At 42.6% G+C, this 19,450-nt stretch carries 17 protein-coding genes and 1 pseudogene; 10 read left to right on the top strand and 8 right to left on the bottom strand.

Annotated elements, in window-relative coordinates:
• Positions 1-64: 64 nt before the first annotated feature.
• Entirely contained in the window at positions 65-508 is a 444-nt protein-coding gene (locus NSTCB13_RS01775) for a VOC family protein (RefSeq protein ID WP_445629901.1), read from the bottom strand.
• A gap of 155 nt (positions 509-663) precedes the next feature.
• On the bottom strand, positions 664-1,173 hold the full coding sequence (locus NSTCB13_RS01770; RefSeq protein WP_445632021.1) for a TIGR02652 family protein: 510 nt from the start codon (positions 1,171-1,173) through the stop codon (positions 664-666).
• Positions 1,174-1,415: 242 nt separating this feature from the next.
• Here NSTCB13_RS01770 and NSTCB13_RS01765 point away from each other — a divergent pair, with 242 nt between their 5' ends.
• The 3 genes from NSTCB13_RS01765 to NSTCB13_RS01755 all read left to right on the top strand — a co-directional run bounded on the left by NSTCB13_RS01765 (position 1,416) and on the right by NSTCB13_RS01755 (position 3,822).
• The gene (locus NSTCB13_RS01765; RefSeq protein WP_445629902.1) at positions 1,416-1,943 is read left to right on the top strand and encodes a gamma carbonic anhydrase family protein; all 528 of its coding nucleotides are present in this window, start codon (positions 1,416-1,418) and stop codon (positions 1,941-1,943) included.
• 209 nt (positions 1,944-2,152) lie between these two features.
• Entirely contained in the window at positions 2,153-2,278 is a 126-nt protein-coding gene (locus tag NSTCB13_RS01760) for a photosystem II protein Y (RefSeq protein WP_322671746.1), read from the top strand.
• Positions 2,279-2,523: 245 nt separating this feature from the next.
• Complete coding sequence (locus NSTCB13_RS01755) at positions 2,524-3,822, top strand: bifunctional folylpolyglutamate synthase/dihydrofolate synthase (RefSeq protein ID WP_448271195.1); 1,299 nt, start codon at positions 2,524-2,526, stop codon at positions 3,820-3,822.
• Between the two features lie 65 nt (positions 3,823-3,887).
• Here the strand turns inward: NSTCB13_RS01755 and NSTCB13_RS01750 are convergent, their stop codons facing one another.
• Positions 3,888-5,186: an ABC transporter substrate-binding protein gene (locus NSTCB13_RS01750; RefSeq protein ID WP_445629904.1), complete on the bottom strand. Its 1,299-nt coding sequence runs from the start codon at positions 5,184-5,186 to the stop codon at positions 3,888-3,890.
• Between the two features lie 152 nt (positions 5,187-5,338).
• Between NSTCB13_RS01750 and pilM the strand changes: the two genes are divergently transcribed.
• The 7 genes from pilM (at position 5,339) to NSTCB13_RS01715 (ending at position 14,248) form a co-directional block, all read left to right on the top strand.
• Entirely contained in the window at positions 5,339-6,445 is a 1,107-nt protein-coding gene (gene pilM / locus NSTCB13_RS01745) for a type IV pilus assembly protein PilM (protein ID WP_445629905.1), read from the top strand.
• 4 nt (positions 6,446-6,449) lie between these two features.
• A complete protein-coding gene (locus NSTCB13_RS01740; RefSeq protein ID WP_322710651.1) occupies positions 6,450-7,226 on the top strand; it encodes a PilN domain-containing protein in 777 nt (258 codons plus the stop codon).
• Positions 7,223-7,987, top strand: a complete 765-nt coding sequence (locus tag NSTCB13_RS01735) for a pilus assembly protein PilO (RefSeq protein WP_448268485.1) — start codon at positions 7,223-7,225, stop codon at positions 7,985-7,987. The genes NSTCB13_RS01740 and NSTCB13_RS01735 overlap by 4 nt, the downstream gene beginning before the upstream one ends.
• A gap of 280 nt (positions 7,988-8,267) precedes the next feature.
• Positions 8,268-10,445, top strand: coding sequence for an AMIN domain-containing protein (locus NSTCB13_RS01730; protein WP_448271194.1), 2,178 nt, complete (start codon positions 8,268-8,270; stop codon positions 10,443-10,445).
• Between the two features lie 859 nt (positions 10,446-11,304).
• Complete coding sequence (locus NSTCB13_RS01725; RefSeq protein WP_010998076.1) at positions 11,305-11,589, top strand: HU family DNA-binding protein; 285 nt, start codon at positions 11,305-11,307, stop codon at positions 11,587-11,589.
• 26 nt (positions 11,590-11,615) lie between these two features.
• Complete coding sequence (gene cobD, locus NSTCB13_RS01720; protein WP_448271193.1) at positions 11,616-12,725, top strand: threonine-phosphate decarboxylase CobD; 1,110 nt, start codon at positions 11,616-11,618, stop codon at positions 12,723-12,725.
• A 71-nt stretch (positions 12,726-12,796) separates the two neighbouring features.
• Complete coding sequence (locus NSTCB13_RS01715) at positions 12,797-14,248, top strand: dihydrolipoyl dehydrogenase family protein (RefSeq protein WP_445629910.1); 1,452 nt, start codon at positions 12,797-12,799, stop codon at positions 14,246-14,248.
• 554 nt (positions 14,249-14,802) lie between these two features.
• On the opposite strand, the gene NSTCB13_RS01710 is transcribed toward NSTCB13_RS01715, so the two are convergent.
• The 5 genes and pseudogenes from NSTCB13_RS01710 to NSTCB13_RS01690 form a co-directional block, all read right to left on the bottom strand.
• Positions 14,803-15,366: a hypothetical protein gene (locus NSTCB13_RS01710; RefSeq protein WP_445629911.1), complete on the bottom strand. Its 564-nt coding sequence runs from the start codon at positions 15,364-15,366 to the stop codon at positions 14,803-14,805.
• Positions 15,367-15,477: 111 nt separating this feature from the next.
• Positions 15,478-15,990: a DUF4360 domain-containing protein gene (locus NSTCB13_RS01705; protein WP_448271192.1), complete on the bottom strand. Its 513-nt coding sequence runs from the start codon at positions 15,988-15,990 to the stop codon at positions 15,478-15,480.
• Positions 15,941-16,072 (bottom strand): hypothetical protein, encoded by a 132-nt coding sequence (locus NSTCB13_RS01700; protein WP_448271191.1) that lies wholly within the window; start codon positions 16,070-16,072, stop codon positions 15,941-15,943. The genes NSTCB13_RS01705 and NSTCB13_RS01700 overlap by 50 nt, the downstream gene beginning before the upstream one ends.
• A gap of 684 nt (positions 16,073-16,756) precedes the next feature.
• The gene (locus tag NSTCB13_RS01695) at positions 16,757-17,464 is read right to left on the bottom strand and encodes a diacylglycerol/polyprenol kinase family protein (protein ID WP_448268479.1); all 708 of its coding nucleotides are present in this window, start codon (positions 17,462-17,464) and stop codon (positions 16,757-16,759) included.
• A 150-nt stretch (positions 17,465-17,614) separates the two neighbouring features.
• Positions 17,615-19,389 (bottom strand): annotated as a pseudogene (locus NSTCB13_RS01690) (DUF3685 domain-containing protein).
• Positions 19,390-19,450 lie beyond the last annotated feature (61 nt).

Genomic DNA, 19,450 nt, shown 5'->3' with positions numbered 1-19,450 from the left:
CTGTGACTTCAGTAACAATACAGAAAAACAATATATTAGCAACAAAGCTAATAAAAAAGCTAAATTACGGGAGTTTTGCTAAAATCCGAATGAATTCCAGAGGTAAGCCATCAGTATCGGCGATGAAAGCCACTTCGTAAATGCGATCGCCTATTTGCTGTTGTGTCGGTTCTAAAAGCACCTTCAATGGTTCTAATCCTTCGGGTTGACTCTCAGCAGCTACTAATGCACGTTCTTGCAAATTTGTCAACCAGCTAGGTAAATCTGGTGTAATCTCAGTTAAATCGAACGAGAGATGATAATATCCCACATAATGTTCGTCAGCAAAGGCATCTGGGGCTGGTTTTGGTTCGGGAATTTGGATCAGTTCAATTCTGCCGCCCAATCCTTCCATCCAGCAAGCTAGGGTATAGCCTGTGGTAAAGCGTTCTGAGATTGTAAACCCTAAAAGTTCGTAGAAAGCGATCGCTCGATGAATATTGGCAGTCCGAATAGAAGCGTGATGCATAAGACAGTAGTGCTGAGTGCTGAGTAACGAGTGCTGAGTAAGACCTTAAACTTAAATTCTAAGGATGAAAAACTTTTTAATTGAGTGCAATTAAAACTTCTTCTCCATTAGAACTCAGCACTCAGCACTCAGCACTCAGCACTAATTATTGACCATTACTCAAACAACCTGAAATAAGGGTAGCGTACAGGGACACCAGGCTCTTTTTCCAAGTCAAAATTAATCACTTCCCAACAGGCATCATCTGAGTTATCGGGGCTAAACTCCACGGGTAAACCGTATAAACGCGCCGCAGTAGCTTCTGGTTGTCCAGAACGCCAAGGCGTGCTGCGTTCTAAGTAGCCACTCATCAATTCCTGATAGCGTCGAGCAATAATTACTCGTGTTGCTCGAAAACCTTGGGTATAGAGCTTGTCTAATGCTTCGTGAATTTCAAAGCGAATACCATCAGGATGAGTATGTTGTCTATACCATTCATTATTCCACCTCCGCCAATGACGCCCCGATTGCAAATGGATTAACTCTCCATTTTTCGGATTAGCTTCAAACGCGCCATGACGCGGACACAGATAGGTATCTGTGAGTGTCAACGCCGGAATAGTCTGGCGACAATGGGGACACTGTATTTCCGGCCCAAACATTGGGTACTGCAAACCTGGATTCATCATGAAGTGCGTACAAACATAGTTTTGTCTTCACCAGCACTAGTGGGTTGGATTATACACTTCGGCTCAACCACTTTGGGTTATTTGCTCGCTGCTGCATAGACACGGTGTTGCGGCAGGAACATTGTTCACTAGTGTTTTCCTCAGCGTAGAGGCTTGACGCTGTGATATCCTGGTTGTGCAACCAGCCTCAAAGGTTGGAGTTTCTCCAGTGTTCCTGGGTACCATATTCATATTCTATCGTGTCTACCGCTTCTTACTGGACATCTCCTGATTTTTCTCAAGCTGCCTTCATTGCGGGCAATGCTGTTGTTATGGGTTCGGTAAATATAGCAACAGGAGTGAGCATTTGGTATGGAGCAGTGGTGAGGGGAGATGTAGAACAAATTGAAATTGGCGAATGCACAAATATTCAGGATGGTGCAATTTTACATGGCGATCCTGGTTTTCCAACAATCTTAGAAGATCATGTTACCGTAGGGCATCGCGCTGTAGTACATTCTGCTTACATTGAACGTGGAAGTTTGATTGGCATTGGCGCAGTGATTTTAGATGGGGTACGAGTGGGCGCTGGTAGCATTATTGGTGCTGGCGCAGTGGTAACTAAAAATGTACCGCCTTTGTCCTTAGTTGTCGGTATTCCAGGTAAAGTATTACGGCAAGTAACAGATGTTGAAGCCGCAGAACTGATTGAACACGCTAAACGTTACCAAAAGTTAGCTTTAGTTCATGCTGGTAAGGGTACTGATATTGGTTTTAGCAAGGCTTAGAGAATGGGGAGCAGGAGAGCAGGGGGAGATAAGGGAGAAGAATTAATAACCAATGACAAATGACTGATGACTAATAACAAATATCCAATGCCCCATAATTTAAACATTCTTTACATTTGGATTTGGAAAAATTGCCCACTTCAGCTAAAAATAAAAATGAGAGCTGTTGACAAAACTTTAATTTCTACTTAAAAGAGGGGTTCTTAGATATGGATATCGATTTTCGTATAGCGATCGTTTTAGCACCAGTAGTCATTGCTGCTAGTTGGGCAGTGTTTAATATTGGCGCTGCGGCTTTAAGACAATTTCAAGGCTTTTTCGATAGAGAAGCTTAAATTCATTAATGGGGTATGGGGCACGGGGCACTTGTACTGAGTTTCGACTGCGCGGTAATCGAGCGACTTGTACTGAGTTTCGACTGCGCGGTAATCGAGCGAAGTCGAGATTCAACTACCGCGTAGTCGAAGTAAGTCGAGATTCAACTACCGCGAAGCCGAAGTATTAGGCATTGATTATTCCTCTTGTCCCCTTTGTCCCCTTGTCCCCTTGTCCCCTTGTCTCCACTCCCTACTCCCATTCCTTGGATATCGATTCTGTAATACAACCCCTGCAACGCTTTGGTGTCCATTTGGGACTCGATCGCATTGTCAACCTATTGGCAAATCTCGGCAATCCCCATCACCAAGTCCCGGTAATTCATGTTGCTGGCACTAATGGCAAAGGTTCAGTCTGTGCCTATATTTCCTCAGTACTCACAGAAGCTGGTTATCGTACAGGACGCTACACTTCACCCCATCTAGTTGATTGGACGGAACGTATTTGTCTGAACGAACAGCAAATTTCCTCTGAGGAATTGAGTCAATTATTAGAAAAAGTCCAAGCGGTTATTCGTTATCAGGACGAATCAGCAACTCAGTTTGAAGTAATCACAGCGGCTGCTTGGTTATATTTTGCCCAGCAGCAAGTTGATGTGGCTGTGGTAGAAGTCGGACTGGGAGGGCGCTTAGATGCTACCAATGTCTGCTTGGAACCTTTGGTTACACTTATTACTTCCATTAGCCGGGAACACTGGCAACAACTTGGCCCTACCGTCGCTGACATTGCTAGAGAAAAAGCAGGTATTCTCAAACCTGGATGTCCCGTTGTGGTTGGACTATTACCACCAGAGGCAGACAAAGTAGTGCGATCGCGCGCTTTAGAATTACAATGCCCGATTTTTACGCCTCAACCTGCCCGTGAAATCGCTACAGGATGGGCAGAATATCAAACTATTCAAAATTCAAACTTAATTAAATACCCTTTGCCATTAGCCGGACAAATTCAATTAGCAAATTCCGCTTTGGCAATAGCTGCTTTAGAAATTCTCCAACAACAGGGTTGGCAGATTTCAGAAGAAGCCATAATTAACGGTATGGCCAAAACTAAATGGCCGGGGCGGATGCAATGGATTACTTGGAGTAACCATAAATTATTACTTGATGGCGCTCATAATACCGCCGCTGCCGAAGTTCTTCGCCAATATGTTGATAGCTTAGACGCAGTTAACCATAAGCCCGTCAATTGGGTTGTGGGAATGTTTGCCGATAAGGATCATGCTGATATTTTTACCGCCTTACTGCGACCAGGCGATCGCCTTTATTTGGTGCCAATACCAGTAGAACCCTGGCCCGGTAGAACTTCTGCGGATCTAGACTACTTATCAAATCTAGCTTACAGCCTCTGTCCCGAATTAAGCGATCGCCAAATCCATCCAGATTTATTCACAGCACTAACAGCCGCCACTACAACCGCTACCACAGAAGATTTAATCGTTTTGTGTGGTTCTCTTTATTTAGTCGGCGACTTTTTAGCAACCACCAATATATTTCATAAATCATAATTCGTAATTATGAATTACGAATTACGTTAGCGTAGCGGTAGCGACGCAGGAGCGTCATTACGAATTTACCTCTGATTCCATTCTTGCGCCGCATCTTCAACAGCTTTATCTACAGTTTTCTGCCCTAACATTGCTGCTTGCAAGTTTTCGTAAACTGCCTTTTGCAGTTTATTAAAATCCTTCAATGTCGGGGTCAATATTTCTGCCTTTGGCAGTTCTTGAGCACTCATGACTCGTGCTTTTTCTATTGTTGAAGCATTAGCTGGAACATCTTTAAAGTAACTATCAGACAATGCTTTGATTGTAGAAGGCAGAACATTTGCAGCTTTAGCAAAGGCTAACTGATTTTCGTTATTGGTGACAAATAAAGCAAACTTCACAGCGCCATCTGGTTGTTTGCTATCGCGGGGAATAACTATGTTCATCACCGCGACATTTTTCTTACCTGTGTCACCAGTGAGTTGAGGTGCTATTTCCGAAGCTTGAGCAATTTTCGGGGCATTATTAGCGATCGTTTTTAGGAACTCTGGCCCAGAAGCTAGAAACGCAGTCTCTCCAGATTGGTATAAATCGATCGCGTGGCGATGTCCTTGGGTTAAAGCCTCTTTAGGAAGCAAACCTTTTTTATACAAATCTACCCAATACTGAAACGCGGCTTTTCCTGGCGCTGAATTAAACGCCGCTTTCCCCTCAGCATCTATTAAGGTGACTCCCATTTGCACGAAAGATTCCAGCACTTCACCAGAATCTTGCGGTACGAAAGTTACAAAAAAGGCATATTTTCCCGTCTTGTCCTTAATTTGTTGCGCTGCTTGTGCTAATTCTGCGTAGGTTACGGGGACTTTATTGATACCTGCCTGTTTTAATAAATCAGTGTTATAAATGGTTAACCGTGTGGTGAGATACCAGGGAATCCCAAAACTCTTGCCATTAAGCGTGCTTGCTTTCCAGATATTTGGCAGATAGGAGGAACGTACATCATTCGGGACTTTAGCATCCAAATCTAACCAGGCATTTCGTCCGGCAAGTTGGGAAGCAAAACCCGGATTCAAGTTAACTACATCAGGTGGCGTTTTTGCGGAGACAGCTGTTAATATTTTGTTCTCCATTGCTGCCCAAGGTACATCAACCCAGTTAATCTTTATACCTGGATTTTGCGATTCAAAATTCGCAATTAGGCTTTTGAAGTAGTCGGTAAATTGAGGTTGGAGTTGCATTGTCCAAAACTCAACAGTTCCCACTCCTGAAGTAGCTTGTTTTGTACTTGTATTAACATTACCTGTGCTGCAACTGATAACCCAACTGGTTATTAAGCCAAGCAGTACAAAAGCAACAAGTTGTTTAAATTTTCGCAATTGAATCATTTTCCCAGTATTTTTACGCTTGATCGGTGTGAAAAGCTTAGACAGAATTGTTGAGATTATAGGCTAAATAAATTACCCGTAAAGACGTAATATATAACGCCTTTACTGCAACAAATTTAAATTTTCAATTTAGCAGTCCAGCGGGCACAACTGTGGTAAAAAGCTTCAATAGTCTGTTTGGCAAATCGAAAAAAGGAGTAGGCATTGAGCTTGCTCCCGAACGAGTGAATGTAGTTCAGCTACGCAAGCAGGGTCAAGGCTTGAAATTAGAAACCTATACATCGGTAGCAGTTCCAGAAGGGATAGTTATCGATGGTCAAATCAATGACCCTCCAGCAATGGCGCAATTAATCCAGCAAGCGCTAGCTGAGAGCAAAATCAAAACTTCTCACGTTGCTACTGGTGTACCAGGACGAGATTCTATCGTTCGGATTATACCAGTGCCAGCAGAGTTAGATGATAAAGAACTGCGAGAAATGGTGCTGAACCATGAAGCAGGTTTGTACTTACCCTATCCTCGTGAAGAGGCTGATGTAGATTATCAGAAACTTGGGTATTTTGTAGATGAAGATGGCATTGAAAAGGTACACGTACTCCTAGTTGCCACCCGCAAGGAGATCACGGATACCTATATAAGTACCTTCGAGCAGGCAGGATTACAAATTGATGTTTTAGAAATTAACAGTTTTGCTCTAATTCGGACTATTCGCGAACAACTGCGACAATTTGGGCCGCAAGAAGCAGCAGTACTAGTTGATATCGAGTTCGATAGTACAGAAATAGCCATCATCGTTAACGGAGTGCCGCAATTTTCGCGCACAGTCCCCATCGGGACTTATCAAATGCAAACTGCCTTAGCAAGGGCAATGAGCTTACCTACATCACGAGACATGGAATTGTTACACGGAATGGTTATTCCTGCAACTCCCATAGACGGAGGTAAAACTGGCGTTACCGAACTCGATCCTGGCATGGCTGCCATCTTGAGAGTCTTGGGAGAACTAACGGATGAGCTGCGCCGTTCCATCGATTTTTACCTGAATCAAAGTGAAAATTTGGAGGTAGCGCAGATTTTATTAGCCGGACCAGGAGGTGGACTTCAACAGCTAGATGAATTTTTTACCCAACGATTGAGTTTGCCAACTACCCAAATAGATCCAATCGGATCTTTATCTTTGGAAGTTGACACTGATAAATATCCACAGGTACAACGCTCTGGCTTGGCGATTGTACTAGGTCTAGGAATGCGGGAGGTGTAATAAAATGTACAGCCTAGATGTTAACTTTCTTAAAGACCGCCCAGCATACCAGAAAAAGCCAGAGAAACAACGAGGAATAGCCCTAAAACTTCCTACGGGGGATTTGACACTACTGTATGTAGGAGTTGCAGTAGGTATAGGTCTTCCGGTTTTATTTGGAGTTGGTTGGTGGTTGCTGCAAGGGAAGATTGTTGAATTAGATGGTCAGATTGCACAACTAGATCAAGAAAGCAAGAGGTTAGATACAGAAATAGGAAATATTAACAAAATCAAAGACGAGACGAAGGCAATTAAAGGGGAAACCCAAGCTTTAGTAACTGTATTTGACCAGATTCGTCCTTGGTCAGCAATGCTGCAAGATTTGCGCGATCGCATCCCAACGGCAGTGCAAATCGAAAATATCAAGCAAATCCCACCCATTGCAGTAGCAGCAGGTCAGCCGCCAAATAATCCCGCGGGGGGATTAGAAATTAACGGATTGGCTCGTTCCTTTAATGATGTCAATGATTTCTTATTGAGTTTACAACAATCTCAGTTTTTAAAGCCTACAGAAACCAGAATTCTGACAGCAGCGTTAGTAGATGCTCCCTTAACATCAAGTGCGAGTCAATCTTCTAATAATGTCGTAATTAAGCCACCTCAAGTAGTTAAATACACTATTCAATCGAGCATGAACGACGTTCCAGCGTCGGAATTAATTCGAGAGTTGGAAAAAAAAGGCACAGTGGGGTTAGTAACTCGAATTCGTAATATGCAACAAACAGGAGTCATTTCAAAATGACGCTGAGTGATGATTTAAATTTTGCCGAACAAGGTGGGGAATTCGATCCGGCAACGCCAGCCGCACCTGTGGTATTTGGTATTGCCTTCACACCAAAAATTATTGGGATCTTGGTAGGGGTAGTTGGTTTAGCGGGAGCAGCTTATATATTTTTAAATCTGCTGATGCCAGCTTGGGAAAGCTATCAGCAACAGCAAGCTAAAAGCTCTGAACTGCAAGCGCAAATTGAGCAAAAAAAAGCCAATATCAAACAGATTGACAAAGTTAAAGACGAACTAGCACAGGCAAAGCAGCAAAAAGTTCAGGTTTTAAGTTTATTTGCTAACGAAAAAACCTTAGATACATTACTGTTGGATTTGAACCGCTTAATTGAGTCTGGCAATAGTGCAACTTCTATTAATGCAGTCAGAGCCAAACTGAAGAGATATGTGCCGATTTCTCAAAAACCAGAACCGATTACCGATGGAAGTCTAGGAGTAGGGGTTGACGGCAAGCTGCAACGCAGTACGATCAGCGCTGAGATTACAGCAACTTATGAACAAACACAATCGATAATTCGTAACATTGAGCGGTTACAGCCTTTGTTAATAGTTAAAGATTATCAAGCAACTTTGGCTCCAACAGAGACAAGATCCCCATTAGATAAAACGCCGATGCAGGTAGGCCCAGCAGCGATTAATACATCATTCCAGTTACAGGTATTGATGCCACTTAGCCCAGAAGAAATAGCGGCAGCAGCGAAAGCTGCCCCGAAAAAGTAGTCAAATTAGAGCTAGGACGAATAGAATTCGCGGCTACACAAGCGTAGACAAACCCTTCCCACAGACTAAGGAAATAATTGAGGGTTTTGAAACTCACGTTCGCCCTTGGCCTTCCCGTAGGGTAGGTGGGCAAAGTCTCGTGTAGTTAAGCCAACATGGTCTTTTCCAAAAAGGAGAGGCTAGCGCCAATGGGGAAACCCCATAAGCAATTGGCGTGTGGTTTCTAAGTGCCTACTCAAAATTGTTTGTAAACAAGGTTTTATAAGGTGAGGAATGAACTGTGAAACAGCTTCACGGTAATAGTTTTATTTTAGCTACTGCTGCTTTTGTATTTTTGGCAGCTCAACCAGTTTGGGCACAAATTAGTCAAGTTACTGATGTCAAGTTAAATCCCGTTAATGGTGGAATTAACGTCGCTTTGAAAACTTCTTCCGGATCGCGCGCCCAAGTTTTCACTACAAAAAGAGGCAAGGCTTTAGTCGCTGATGTTATCAACACTCAATTACGATTACCACAAGGTAATAGCTTTCGTCAAGATAACCCAGCACCAGGAATTGCCTCTGTTGAGGTTAGTCAGCTTGATGCTAATAGTGTTCGGGTGACGGTAACTGGGAGCAACGATGCACCTGGCAGTCAACCTGTGATGCGATCGCCAAATGGAATTACACTCAGCTTTAGCCCTTCAACAGGCACTACAGCATCAGTGCCAACGCCAACAGCCCCAACAACCCCAACATCCACAGCGCCACCTGTTACAACTCCAGCCCAACCTGGTCAAAATCCAGGTGTTCTCGTTCCTAACCCGCAAGTCACCATTGACGGACAACCTGCACAAGCGGCTGGTCCAGGTCAACCTCTGAGTCAGGCTCCACCGTTCTTACCTCGAGCTGTCGCCCCCCCAGTGGGAGATATTGCTATTTCGGCTACCGATGCTTCTCCTAGTACTGTTGACTTAGCAACTCAGGAACGTGTACCTCGTCTAGTACTGCGTGATGCGCCAGTACGTGAGGTTTTGTCATTACTTGCCCGTGCTGCTGGTTTGAACTTGGCTTACGTAGGAGGTGAGCAAGCTGGTGGAGGTCAGGCAGGTGGCGGTGCTAATGCACCAGCAGTTTCTCAAACTATTTCTTTAGATATAGAAAATGAGCCAGTGCAAGATGTATTTAATTACGTTTTGCGCCTGAGTGGTTTAGAAGCTAACCGCAGTGGTCGTACAGTTTTTGTCGGGGCTAAATTACCTAATGCGACCCGTGATATGGTTGTACGTAGTATGCGACTCAATCAGGTCACGGTAGGAGTCGCCCTGAATTTTTTAGTTGGCTTAGGAGCAGAAAGTGCCGTCAGCCGCGAACGACAAGTTACCAGTGTTAGTGCCGTAGCCGTGGGTAATACGGCTGCTCCCATCACCCAAACTCAGACAACCACGGAAACCCAAATTCAACCTCTACGCGTTGATTTTAAAGACTCTAGTCCATTATTAAGAGGTTTACAGGCATTAGGAGACGAGCGCACCAATTCCGTGACCTTAATTGGTTCTCCTAGACTGATTGAGATTGCGATGGCTCAACTAACTCAGCTTGATATCCGCCGTCGGCAAGTGGTAGTCAATGTCAAGATTATTGATGTTAACCTCTCGAACATTCAAGACTACAACAGTAGCTTTTCTTTTGGGGTTGGTAACAACTACTTTAGCAATGATGGTGGTATTGCAACTCTAAATTTTGGCGGTGCCAGACCACCTACTAGTAATGAAGTAAGAAGTAGCGTTACTAATACACCAACAATTTTAGATCCAAGAGCTGCTTTGACTCCTGCATACAGGTTTACCAAATCTCTTCTCACTAGCTTGCAGGCTCAGGTTACAAATGGCAATGCCAAGATTTTGACCGACCCAACCTTAATTGTGCAAGAAGGTCAACAGGCTCTGGTGAATCTTACTCAAGAAGTAGTGGGAAATATAACCCTCCAAACAACAGATACTTCTGGTGGTTCTAGGACAGAAAAAACAATTGAGAAACAAAAAGTGGGCTTAACCTTGAACGTCAAAATTGAGCGGATTGACGATAATGGGTTCGTTTCTCTATCGGTTGCTCCTACTGTCAGCGCTCCTTCCGCCCCAGCAGATACAGGAAATGGACAAATTATTTTAGTGTCTGAGCGCTCTCTTACTTCTGGCTTAATTCGCTTACGAGATGGTCAAACACTAGTCCTGAGTGGTATAATTCAAGACCAAGACCGGACAGCTGTCACCAAAATTCCTATCTTAGGCGATCTTCCACTGATTGGTTCGCTATTTAGAAGTACAAACCGCCAGAACCAGCGTCAAGAGGTGATTGTGTTACTTACACCTCAGATTATGGATGACTCTGAGAACTCCTCCTATGGCTATAACTACACCCCCAGCCCAGAAGTGCGGCAAATCCTTGAGCGGCGTGGGTTGAAGGTTCCTGGCAGGTAATAAAGATGATGAGTAGGTGAATCACCTCTGCTAAAGGCTCAGATCCCCGACTTCTTTAAGAAGTCGGGGATCTTCTTGTTCGCAAGTAGGATTAAATTTAAATACTACTCGTGCTTTTCGGGCTTGGGTGCAACAAAAAATTTCTGCTAAGGATTGACTCACTCCGGCATTTTTTTATGATGGGCTTGCAAAAAATAAATAATCTCAAAGTATATGGAGACAGTTAAAGGCGTAACGGATGCACCAGAAGAAGTTGTTGCAGCGTAGTTTACCACCGTAGGCATCGCCCCACAAATGTTAAGAAACATGTGACTAATGGATAGCCTTCTAGGGGAAAAGCTTTAATTTTTCCTCTTCGCTACAAAAGAAGCTTGCTATGGGGTTAAATTTCGTATTGGATTTTCCATATCAGATAAAAAGTGAGCAAAATCTGCGATTTTTTAAAGAAATCGGGAATCTGAGCCTTCAATTTCCATAAAAATTGCTTAATCTCAGCAATAACTCTTCAACATCGGTAATGAATGCCAACAAACATTGACCATCTCTTCCCTGTTTTCTTGGCAATTGCGGGATTTACTAGGTATTTTTTCCTACTTTTGGGTTGATTTTTAGTGAAACAAGTACCCTAAAATTACAAAAAATCCTGAAATCTATATAAATTAATGGTTTCATCTATCCACATCAGGCTACTACACCTTAGAATGATTCATTGAAAAGTCGAGCCGATGGGATGTACAGCCGTTTTGAGAAAAAATACTCCCAAAGGATGATTTTTGTATTTCCACGAACAAAGATTTCAGTACGGATGTATTAATCTGCATCCGTACTGAAATCTCAAGTAAACCTTCAGGAGTTTGACATGAACAAAGGTGAATTAGTTGATGCCGTAGCTGAAAAGGCTAGTGTTACCAAAAAACAAGCGGATGCAGTTTTAACTGCTGCTTTGGAAACGATTATTGAAGCGGTTTCCTCTGGTGATAAGGTAACGTTGGTGGGATTTGGCTCATTTGAATCACGGGAACGTAAAGCCCGTGAAGGTCGCAACCCGAAAACAAATGAAAAAATGGAAATTCCAGCGACGAGAGTTCCTGCCTTCTCCGCAGGAAAACTGTTTAGAGAAAAGGTAGCACCCCCAAAAGCATAGGTTCTGTCTTCGGGAACCCTTTTTTAATGCGGCAACCTGCACACGGGGGAAATTTAGCCTGGGCAGCAGCACTGGCTGGCTGTCCCCCTGATGCTATTCTGGATTTTTCTGCTAGCATCAGCCCGTTGGGGCCTCCAAACAGCGCGATCGCTGCTATTAAGTCCCAAATTGGTAATCTTAAGCACTATCCAGACCCAAACTATAGTGAACTGAGACTAGCTCTCAGTCACTTCCATAAATTGCCGTCAGAGTGGATTCTGCCGGGTAACGGCTCCGCAGAATTACTTACTTTAATCGGTAGGGAATTAGCTCAATTAGCCGCGACAATTTTAATCACTCCAGCCTTTGGCGATTACTACCGAACCTTGGCAGGGTACAACGCTAATGTGCTGGAGTGTCCTTTGTCATTGGTGAGCCAGTGCGGTCTTGGGGGTTTCCCTGGTCATTGGTCATTGGTTATTGACAAAGGACAAAGGACAAAGGACAAAGGACTATTGCTGAATAATCCGCACAACCCAACCGGAAAACTATTTTCACGGGACTCTATTTTGCCCTACCTGGAGCAATTTACTTTGGTTGTGGTGGATGAAGCATTTATGGATTTTGTGCCGCCCAATGAGGAACAAAGCCTGATTCCGGTGGTGCAGGAATATCCGAATTTAGTAGTATTGCGATCGCTGACCAAATTTTACAGTCTCCCAGGACTACGATTGGGATATGCGATCGCACATCCTGACTGTTTAGCTAAATGGCAGCTATGGCGAGATCCTTGGCCTGTAAACACGCTAGCGGCAGCAGCGGCAATTGCGGCACTCCAGGATACGGAGTTTCAGCAGCAAACCTGGGCATGGCTACCACCTGCACGAAACCAACTGTTTCAGGGTTTAGCTGAAATCCCAGGATTGCAACCCCAAGCAAGTGCTGCTAACTTTTTACTGGTTGAGTCCCAAGAATCTACTTCCCAGTTACAGCAACAATTACTCAAGTATCACCAGATTTTAATCCGCGATTGCCTTAGTTTTAAAGAACTAGGCGATCGCTTTTTCCGGGTTGCTGTACGTCAAGAGTCCGATAACCAACGCTTACTAACAGCGCTAAACTCAGTGCTGAGTGGGGAGTGGAGAGTAGGGAAATAGGGGAAATGAGGTAATTTTCATTTTCACCCATACCCAATGCCCAATACCCAATGACAAATGACAAATGACAAATGACAAATGACTACGATGTTGTAATTATTGGTGGCAGTCTTGCTGGATACTATGCTGCACTTGCTGCAACCCAACTACGTGCTACAGTTGCCCTGGTACAAACCAAAGTAGACTACGGGTTTACTCATCACCATGCTCTGACCGAAATTGGTAAACTAGCGCAGAAGTTGAAGGATGCGGCTGGTTTTGGTATTCATGCCACACACACTGATACCTCAGAAGAATGCCAGATATCTATGGCATGGCAAGAAGCGATGCTGTATGCTCAATGCGTCGCTTCAAATCTCCAAGAACAGTATTCCCCAGCCATTCTAGCTGCACAGGGAGTCGATGCGATCGTTGGCAGTGGTCAGTTTCAATCTTCACCTCAATTGGCTTTTGCCGTTAACAATCGCCTACTACGTGCCCGTACTTATTTGCTAGCCAGTGGTTCGCGTCCAGAAATTCCAGAGATTGAAGGATTACAAGCCACTGGCTATCTAACCCTTTCTAATATTTGGCAATCCTTCCAGGGAGCGACATTGCCTAAAAATTGGGTAATTATCGGTGGAATTCCCCAAAGTATTGAAATTGCTCAAACTTTAGCAAGGTTTGGTTGCAGTGTGACGCTGGTAGTCAAGCATCCTTATGTTCTTCCATATCTAGACCCTGAGATAGCCACATTGCTTCAGGCGCAGCTAGAAGTCGAAGGTGTGCGCGTACTCACCGAAAAACCAGTAACTCAGGTGAGGGTAATTGAAAATAAAAAGTGGATTCAAGCAGGAGATAAGGCCATTGAAACTGATGAAATTTTAGTGGCGACTGGCCAACAGCCGAATCTTGAATTTCTCAATTTGGCAACAGTAGGTGTGAAATGGCATCGGCGTAGCTTAGTAGTAAATGATAAACTGCAAACCACTAACCACCGCATTTATGCTTGTGGAGATGTAATTGGTGGTTACGACTTTGCCAATATTGCTAATTATGAAGCAAAAATTGCCCTGAACAATGCACTATTTTTCCCTAGATTACGAGTAAATTATTCCTCACTTCCTTGGGCAATATTTTCTGCGCCAATGCTGGCGCAAGTGGGTTTGACAGAGGCACAGGCAAAACGCCAATTTCGTCGAGATGAAGTTTTAGTTTTGCGACAGTATTTTAAAACAGTGGCCGCAGCCCAACTTCGGGATGAAACCACTGGTATGTGTAAATTAATTGTGCTACGCAATGGGGAAATTTTGGGAGCTTCGATATTAGGGCCAGAAGCTGGAGAATTAATTAATTTGATTGCCTTAGGAATATCACAAAAAATAAAAGTTAAACATATAGCAAATTTATCTCCTGCCTACCCCAGTTTCTCAGAAATTCTGGAACGAACTGCAAGAGAGTGGAGTAAGCAAAAGTTAAATACCAACATTCCTTTGCAAGAGTTTTTAGAAGGCTTCTTCCATTTCCGCCGCAATTGGAATTAGCACTTACGCACGCAGTTGTCACTATAATAACTTAAACAAGGTACTGATATAGGACTCCAATTTGATTTCTGAAAACATCTTGAGACTGAAAAGCCCATTTTATAATAAGGGTTTTATCTAAGGGACTTCCAACACAAAAAATATCCGATCTTGGTGTAGGTAGGGGCTTTCTGGGGCAGGTTTTTTTGATTAGACAAATTTTTGGGATTTTAAAACCAAAACCATTGTCTGAGAACTTAAAACTACGTTCAATAATTGAGAACATTCTCAACTATTTATCGAAAGCCTAAAAGCCTGCCCTTGAAAGGTAGGTAGGGGAGCAGGGAGCAGGGGGCAGGGGGAGAAAGAAAAATACGATCTGAGTCAATTGGATAATTTATTTTCTGGAAGTCCCTAAAATTTCGTTTAAAAATCAGATATGAGTCCTATATCATTACTGACTTCCACAAGGATACTGACTTTACAGTTCTCGCTGCCTTTGCCAATCTTGACAGCACCTCGATCGCAAACGCAACGTCATCAGAATTGAGGAGCATCCCTCAAAATTGAGCTTATTATTTTTGTTGAAGTGCAAATTTGAAATCTGTCAACTCTAATTCTCCTCCGGTTGTTGTTAATACTAAATTAATGCCTAAAACACTTTTTCCTGTAGTTGTATAGTTAGTTGGAAGTATTTGCTTGGTCAAATCAAAATTTATAGTACTTTCATATCTTATTTGATATGGAGTTGGTTTATCGCCAAGTAAAAATGATGTAATAGCTACTTGTGCTGGTGCTTTCTTGACTACACCTTTTACAGCTAAAGGCACGAGCCTAAATTGTTTTTGACTATTAGAGGTATCAATTCTAATGATACATCTAGCCCTTGACGATTGTGCCTTTACAGTTATAGGAGCGCGAAGCGTAAACTGATTTATTTGGGGATTGAAGCTTATATTACATCCTCTGTTAACCGAAAATCGCGGCTGGGTGTTTACTGGAGTAGCAGTGCTAGATGAATTGGCATCATAACAGAAAAAAAACAAGCACATTAATATGAAAAAATTACGTGCATCACTCAATCTCAACATAACTTCCTCTCCATCAACATAAATTTGTAATTTTAAAGAAGAATACATTCGGTAGATTCAATGAGTGGGGGATTTAGACTCACTACTCATTGAATTTACCGAATTTGGAATTTGGTGCGGTGTATCACCATCTATCCACAGAATCGCTAAAAGCAACTACTAGCAACGCTTTAGGTCAAAAGAAAGTATCACATCCCCAGCATTGATATCGGCTGTATCAACGAAAATAGAACTTCCTGCTGAGGATTGTGCAGTCAGATTAATACCTAATAATCCTTGTCCACCACCACTACATAAACCTGTAGCAGCTAGAACAGTAATCTCATCTTGCTCCGCAAATGCTTTACTAGATGTAAACTTGCTAGTTTTAGGGGGAGCTACAGCTTGACCAAGAGCACCACCACTAAAGCTATAAGTTCTGCTTAAGCTGGTACCTTTACTCTTGGTATTAATATCAGTAGTTCCTTGGTACAGTACTTGTACATTTTGGACGATGAAACCACTTGGAATAAAACTTTGAACGCGTAAAATACACTTTTGACGCTGACCATTGAATGCACTAAAGTTATCCAAGATCAGCGATAAGGTTCTACCATCCTCTCCAACAAGCTGATCGGCAACCTTACATCCACCAGACCCCAATTGCATCTCCAAAAGTAATACTAGGCTCATCAGCCAAAACCTTGGTCGCGATCGCGTTGAGTCCAAGAATTGTAGATATAGACAGTAATACACCAAATTGTTTAAAGTTCATATTGATTGTACCTATGTTGCTAGAGTTGTTTTTTGATGAAAAATGCATTTAGAAGCTAGAAGGTACGAGGTATGAAGGCATTTTTGCTTTAATCCCACGCTTAAAAGCATGAGATTGAAGCAAGAATGCTTTATGTCTGGTGTTACATATCTCGACACAATTTTGTTTTAGTAATGGACAATCACCTACTACTAAAGTTTTAATTGATACTTACAGGCTTCTGCCTTTTTCAATTGTGGGAAATCCTTTCAAGTATGCTTTGACAATTTCTGCTCAATCAGAAAATGAAGCATAACTGTGTATCGCTGGAGTTAATAGGAATAAGATGGAAGTCAGGTTACAAGATGTATTCTTGCTGTATGTCCATGTGGCCAAGATCATATAGTTGTCTCGATCAGAAAATATGTGTTCTCGATCACAAACATATTGTGTTTCTGAACACTGCCAACTTCAAAATAGTAGTATTGTAGTATGAAGTAGCAGTACTCCAAAGTTAGGTGCTCAAAATAAGGGGTATAAATCGCCGAATTAATAGTGCGATACCGATAGCGCAGCCTTAGTGAGGCGTCGAGCGTCACAGCCTGCTGCAGATATCGCAGTGAAATAGCTATTTTTATTGAGAATCTATATTATAAGTGGCTGAAATTCTAGTTTTAGACTGAGAACGAGGTAATTGGAAGTGCCTTAAAAACACTGCATAAAAATCCAAACTACTCCCGCTGCTGTTAGAGGTACGCTGAGGTTATCTGTGCCGTGGGGCGAGACTGCCTCTGCGAGGGTTGCAAAAGTAGCAGTTACCACTGCCGTCAACAATGCCCATCCGAAACTTAAAGGCTTTGCTAGGGGACTTAGCAAAGAACCAGGTAGCAATAACAGCACCAAGAAAATCACTACTGTACTCGTTATAAACATTGCTGCTGAACCTTCCCAGGAACGCACAGAACTTCCAACTTGGTATTTATGCTGCCCAAAACGTTTACCGATTAATGCTGCTAGTGCGTCACCCCAGGTCATCGCCATTATCCCAGCGACAGCGATCGCAACGCTATCTACTGGCCCATCTGGTCGCCACAGTAACCCGAACAGCAGTGTCACTGAGATAGCGAAATAAACCGTACCGGGTGAGCTATCCTGGGTATCCATTGCGCCGATGATTCGGTAGCGGTAAAATAAGTAGTTCAGTCCGATAAAGGTAGCAAAAGGTATAATTCCGATTTCCCAATTCTTAAACAGTAGCAGGACTCCGAAAGTCCACATCCCTGCACCAATATGGATTACTTTGCGGGTCAAATCCGGCTTTACACCTAATAGCCTACGTAGTCCCTCGCCAATCACGAGCAGACTGATAGCGTAAACATACGAAATTGCTAGTCCGATAAAGTGATTTGTCATTTGTCACTTGTACTGAGCGAAGTCGAAGTATTTGTCATTTGTCATTGGGCATTGAGTATTTATCTATTGTTATTCCCCTTCATCTCCCGGTTGGTGAGCGTAGTCGAACCACATCCCCCTGCTCCCTGCGCCCTTTGCCCCCCTGCTTCTTCATTTGGGTCGATCGCTATTTCGTCTAAAGTTCTTTTCTACTGACGAAACGCTACCAATACCTTGAAGAATACCACGACCGATTAAACCTAAACCCCGACCAACTATTTGGGTAAGGATAAAAACTATACCGCTACCTAAAAAAGCTAATAGTGATTTTAAACGCGGTGCGATCGCATCACTAAATTCTAGGAGCAATGTCACTACTAAGGGAATATTAGAAAGTTTTACTAACTCCTGATTTCGAGGGGCATAAACTGAAGTATTGGCAATGCCACGAGGCGCAATTACAAATAGCTCATAGCGACTTTCAAAAACTGCTTTTGGCTCGTTTATATAATTTTTTAATCTATATTTCCACGACAAATCATTTCTAAATCGTTCAATTTCTCTTGTAGAAATCAATTGGCGTCCATAAAAATTTTGCTTAATCTCTTCTACATCTGCTAAATAATTTAACAGTGGTTGCACTACTCCATTCGCTACCTGAATCAATAGGTTTTCTAAAATCATTAATGCTTGAGATTTAGCTTCGGCGCTCACTACTGGATAGGAGGTATTATCAATGTTCAATTCTGTTTGAAATAAAAGATAAGAATAAAGTTCACAAACTAGCGGAATTTGATTGAGAATCTCTCTCTGTACAACCTCTGTATTTTTCAGCAATAAATTAAGAATTTCTATATTTTTATTAACTATTTTAATCCGAGAAAATTTTCCAAAAAAATCTGTAATTGCTGCTTGCCATAAATCACACAATAAAGTATTTTTTAGTTCATATAATTGATTTATCTCTATTTGAGAAGTACGCAGTTCATCTAACTGTTCAGCTAATTTTTGTAGGATTAGATAAAGTAATTCCCGTTTTTTATCTTCACGAAAGATATCAATTTCTAAAGGTACATCTGTGACATTTCGTAAAGAAAATTGAAGTTTAGTAGTACAAGATGTAAACAAGGCAGATTGTAGGGTTCCCGGACTCAGTAAGGGTGATACAGTTTGCCTTTGCTGAATGGCAGCACTTAATAAAGGAGTCAAAGGTGGCTCATCAGCAAGCGGAATCTGTTTTTCTTGCCTTTCTTGTGATGAAACCAACAACCGATTTAGCAACCAACGAGCCGCTAGCAGTTCTCGCCGCTGTCCCCCCCAGCTAGAATGGCTCGATCTAGTACTGGTAGTCCAGGAGTTTGTAATTGTGCTGTTACTGCGGCTAGGGTAGCATTAATGTTAGCGATTCCTGACAAACGTAAATTATTTCGCAGTTTAAAAAAGGGCAGTGAAGAGTGGGGAGTAGAGACGCGATTAATCGCGTCTCTATAGGAGTTAGGAATTATTACTGCTTCTGTATCCTGGAACCAGTAAGAACCACCATCAGCAACTTTTTGGATGGCGGCGACTAACTCAGGAAGTGGTGTACCTTTTGGGGAGTAGCCATTTACACCAACAGATTTCGCAGCTAATAGCAGTCCTTGTTCTTGAATAGAACTGAGGAGCAGGATTGGTAGGTTGGGATATAAGGCTTTGAGTTGCCGACAGAATTGTAAACCTAGCTGTTGACTGGTGGTAGAGCGACCATTGCCAAATTCTAAAACTACCAGATTTACCTGGTTAGGGTCTTTTTCGGCAATTTCTGCTAGAATCTGCAAGGCAATGGTATCAGTTTCTACAACTGCGATCGCTTCTAAGTTAGGAATTGCTTCTAAGGCTATCCGTAATCCCAGACGAAAAATTGGGTCTTGGTCGATTAACAATAATTTTAAAGGGCGATCGCTCATAGTCCACTCAATTAGATCGGCACTGTTTTTTACCAATCAGAAAACAACTTTGATACAAAAC

This window comes from Nostoc sp. DSM 114160, assembly GCF_053470305.1.
This window is presented reverse-complemented; position numbering and strand designations above follow the sequence as displayed.

Bases quoted from the DNA above. Each gene is read 5' to 3' on its own strand.
- NSTCB13_RS01725 (WP_010998076.1), top strand. From the start codon at position 11,305: ATGAACAAAGGTGAATTAGTTGATGCCGTAGCTGAAAAGGCTAGTGTT.
- NSTCB13_RS01695 (WP_448268479.1), bottom strand. From the start codon at position 17,464: ATGACAAATCACTTTATCGGACTAGCAATTTCGTATGTTTACGCTATC.
- NSTCB13_RS01760 (WP_322671746.1), top strand. From the start codon at position 2,153: ATGGATATCGATTTTCGTATAGCGATCGTTTTAGCACCAGTAGTCATT.
- NSTCB13_RS01735 (WP_448268485.1), top strand. From the start codon at position 7,223: ATGACGCTGAGTGATGATTTAAATTTTGCCGAACAAGGTGGGGAATTC.
- NSTCB13_RS01705 (WP_448271192.1), bottom strand. From the start codon at position 15,990: ATGAGCCTAGTATTACTTTTGGAGATGCAATTGGGGTCTGGTGGATGT.
- NSTCB13_RS01715 (WP_445629910.1), top strand. From the start codon at position 12,797: ATGACAAATGACTACGATGTTGTAATTATTGGTGGCAGTCTTGCTGGA.
- NSTCB13_RS01775 (WP_445629901.1), bottom strand. From the start codon at position 508: ATGCATCACGCTTCTATTCGGACTGCCAATATTCATCGAGCGATCGCT.
- NSTCB13_RS01750 (WP_445629904.1), bottom strand. From the start codon at position 5,186: ATGATTCAATTGCGAAAATTTAAACAACTTGTTGCTTTTGTACTGCTT.
- cobD (WP_448271193.1), top strand. From the start codon at position 11,616: ATGCGGCAACCTGCACACGGGGGAAATTTAGCCTGGGCAGCAGCACTG.
- NSTCB13_RS01700 (WP_448271191.1), bottom strand. From the start codon at position 16,072: ATGAACTTTAAACAATTTGGTGTATTACTGTCTATATCTACAATTCTT.
- NSTCB13_RS01710 (WP_445629911.1), bottom strand. From the start codon at position 15,366: ATGTATTCTTCTTTAAAATTACAAATTTATGTTGATGGAGAGGAAGTT.
- NSTCB13_RS01740 (WP_322710651.1), top strand. From the start codon at position 6,450: ATGTACAGCCTAGATGTTAACTTTCTTAAAGACCGCCCAGCATACCAG.
- NSTCB13_RS01770 (WP_445632021.1), bottom strand. From the start codon at position 1,173: ATGAATCCAGGTTTGCAGTACCCAATGTTTGGGCCGGAAATACAGTGT.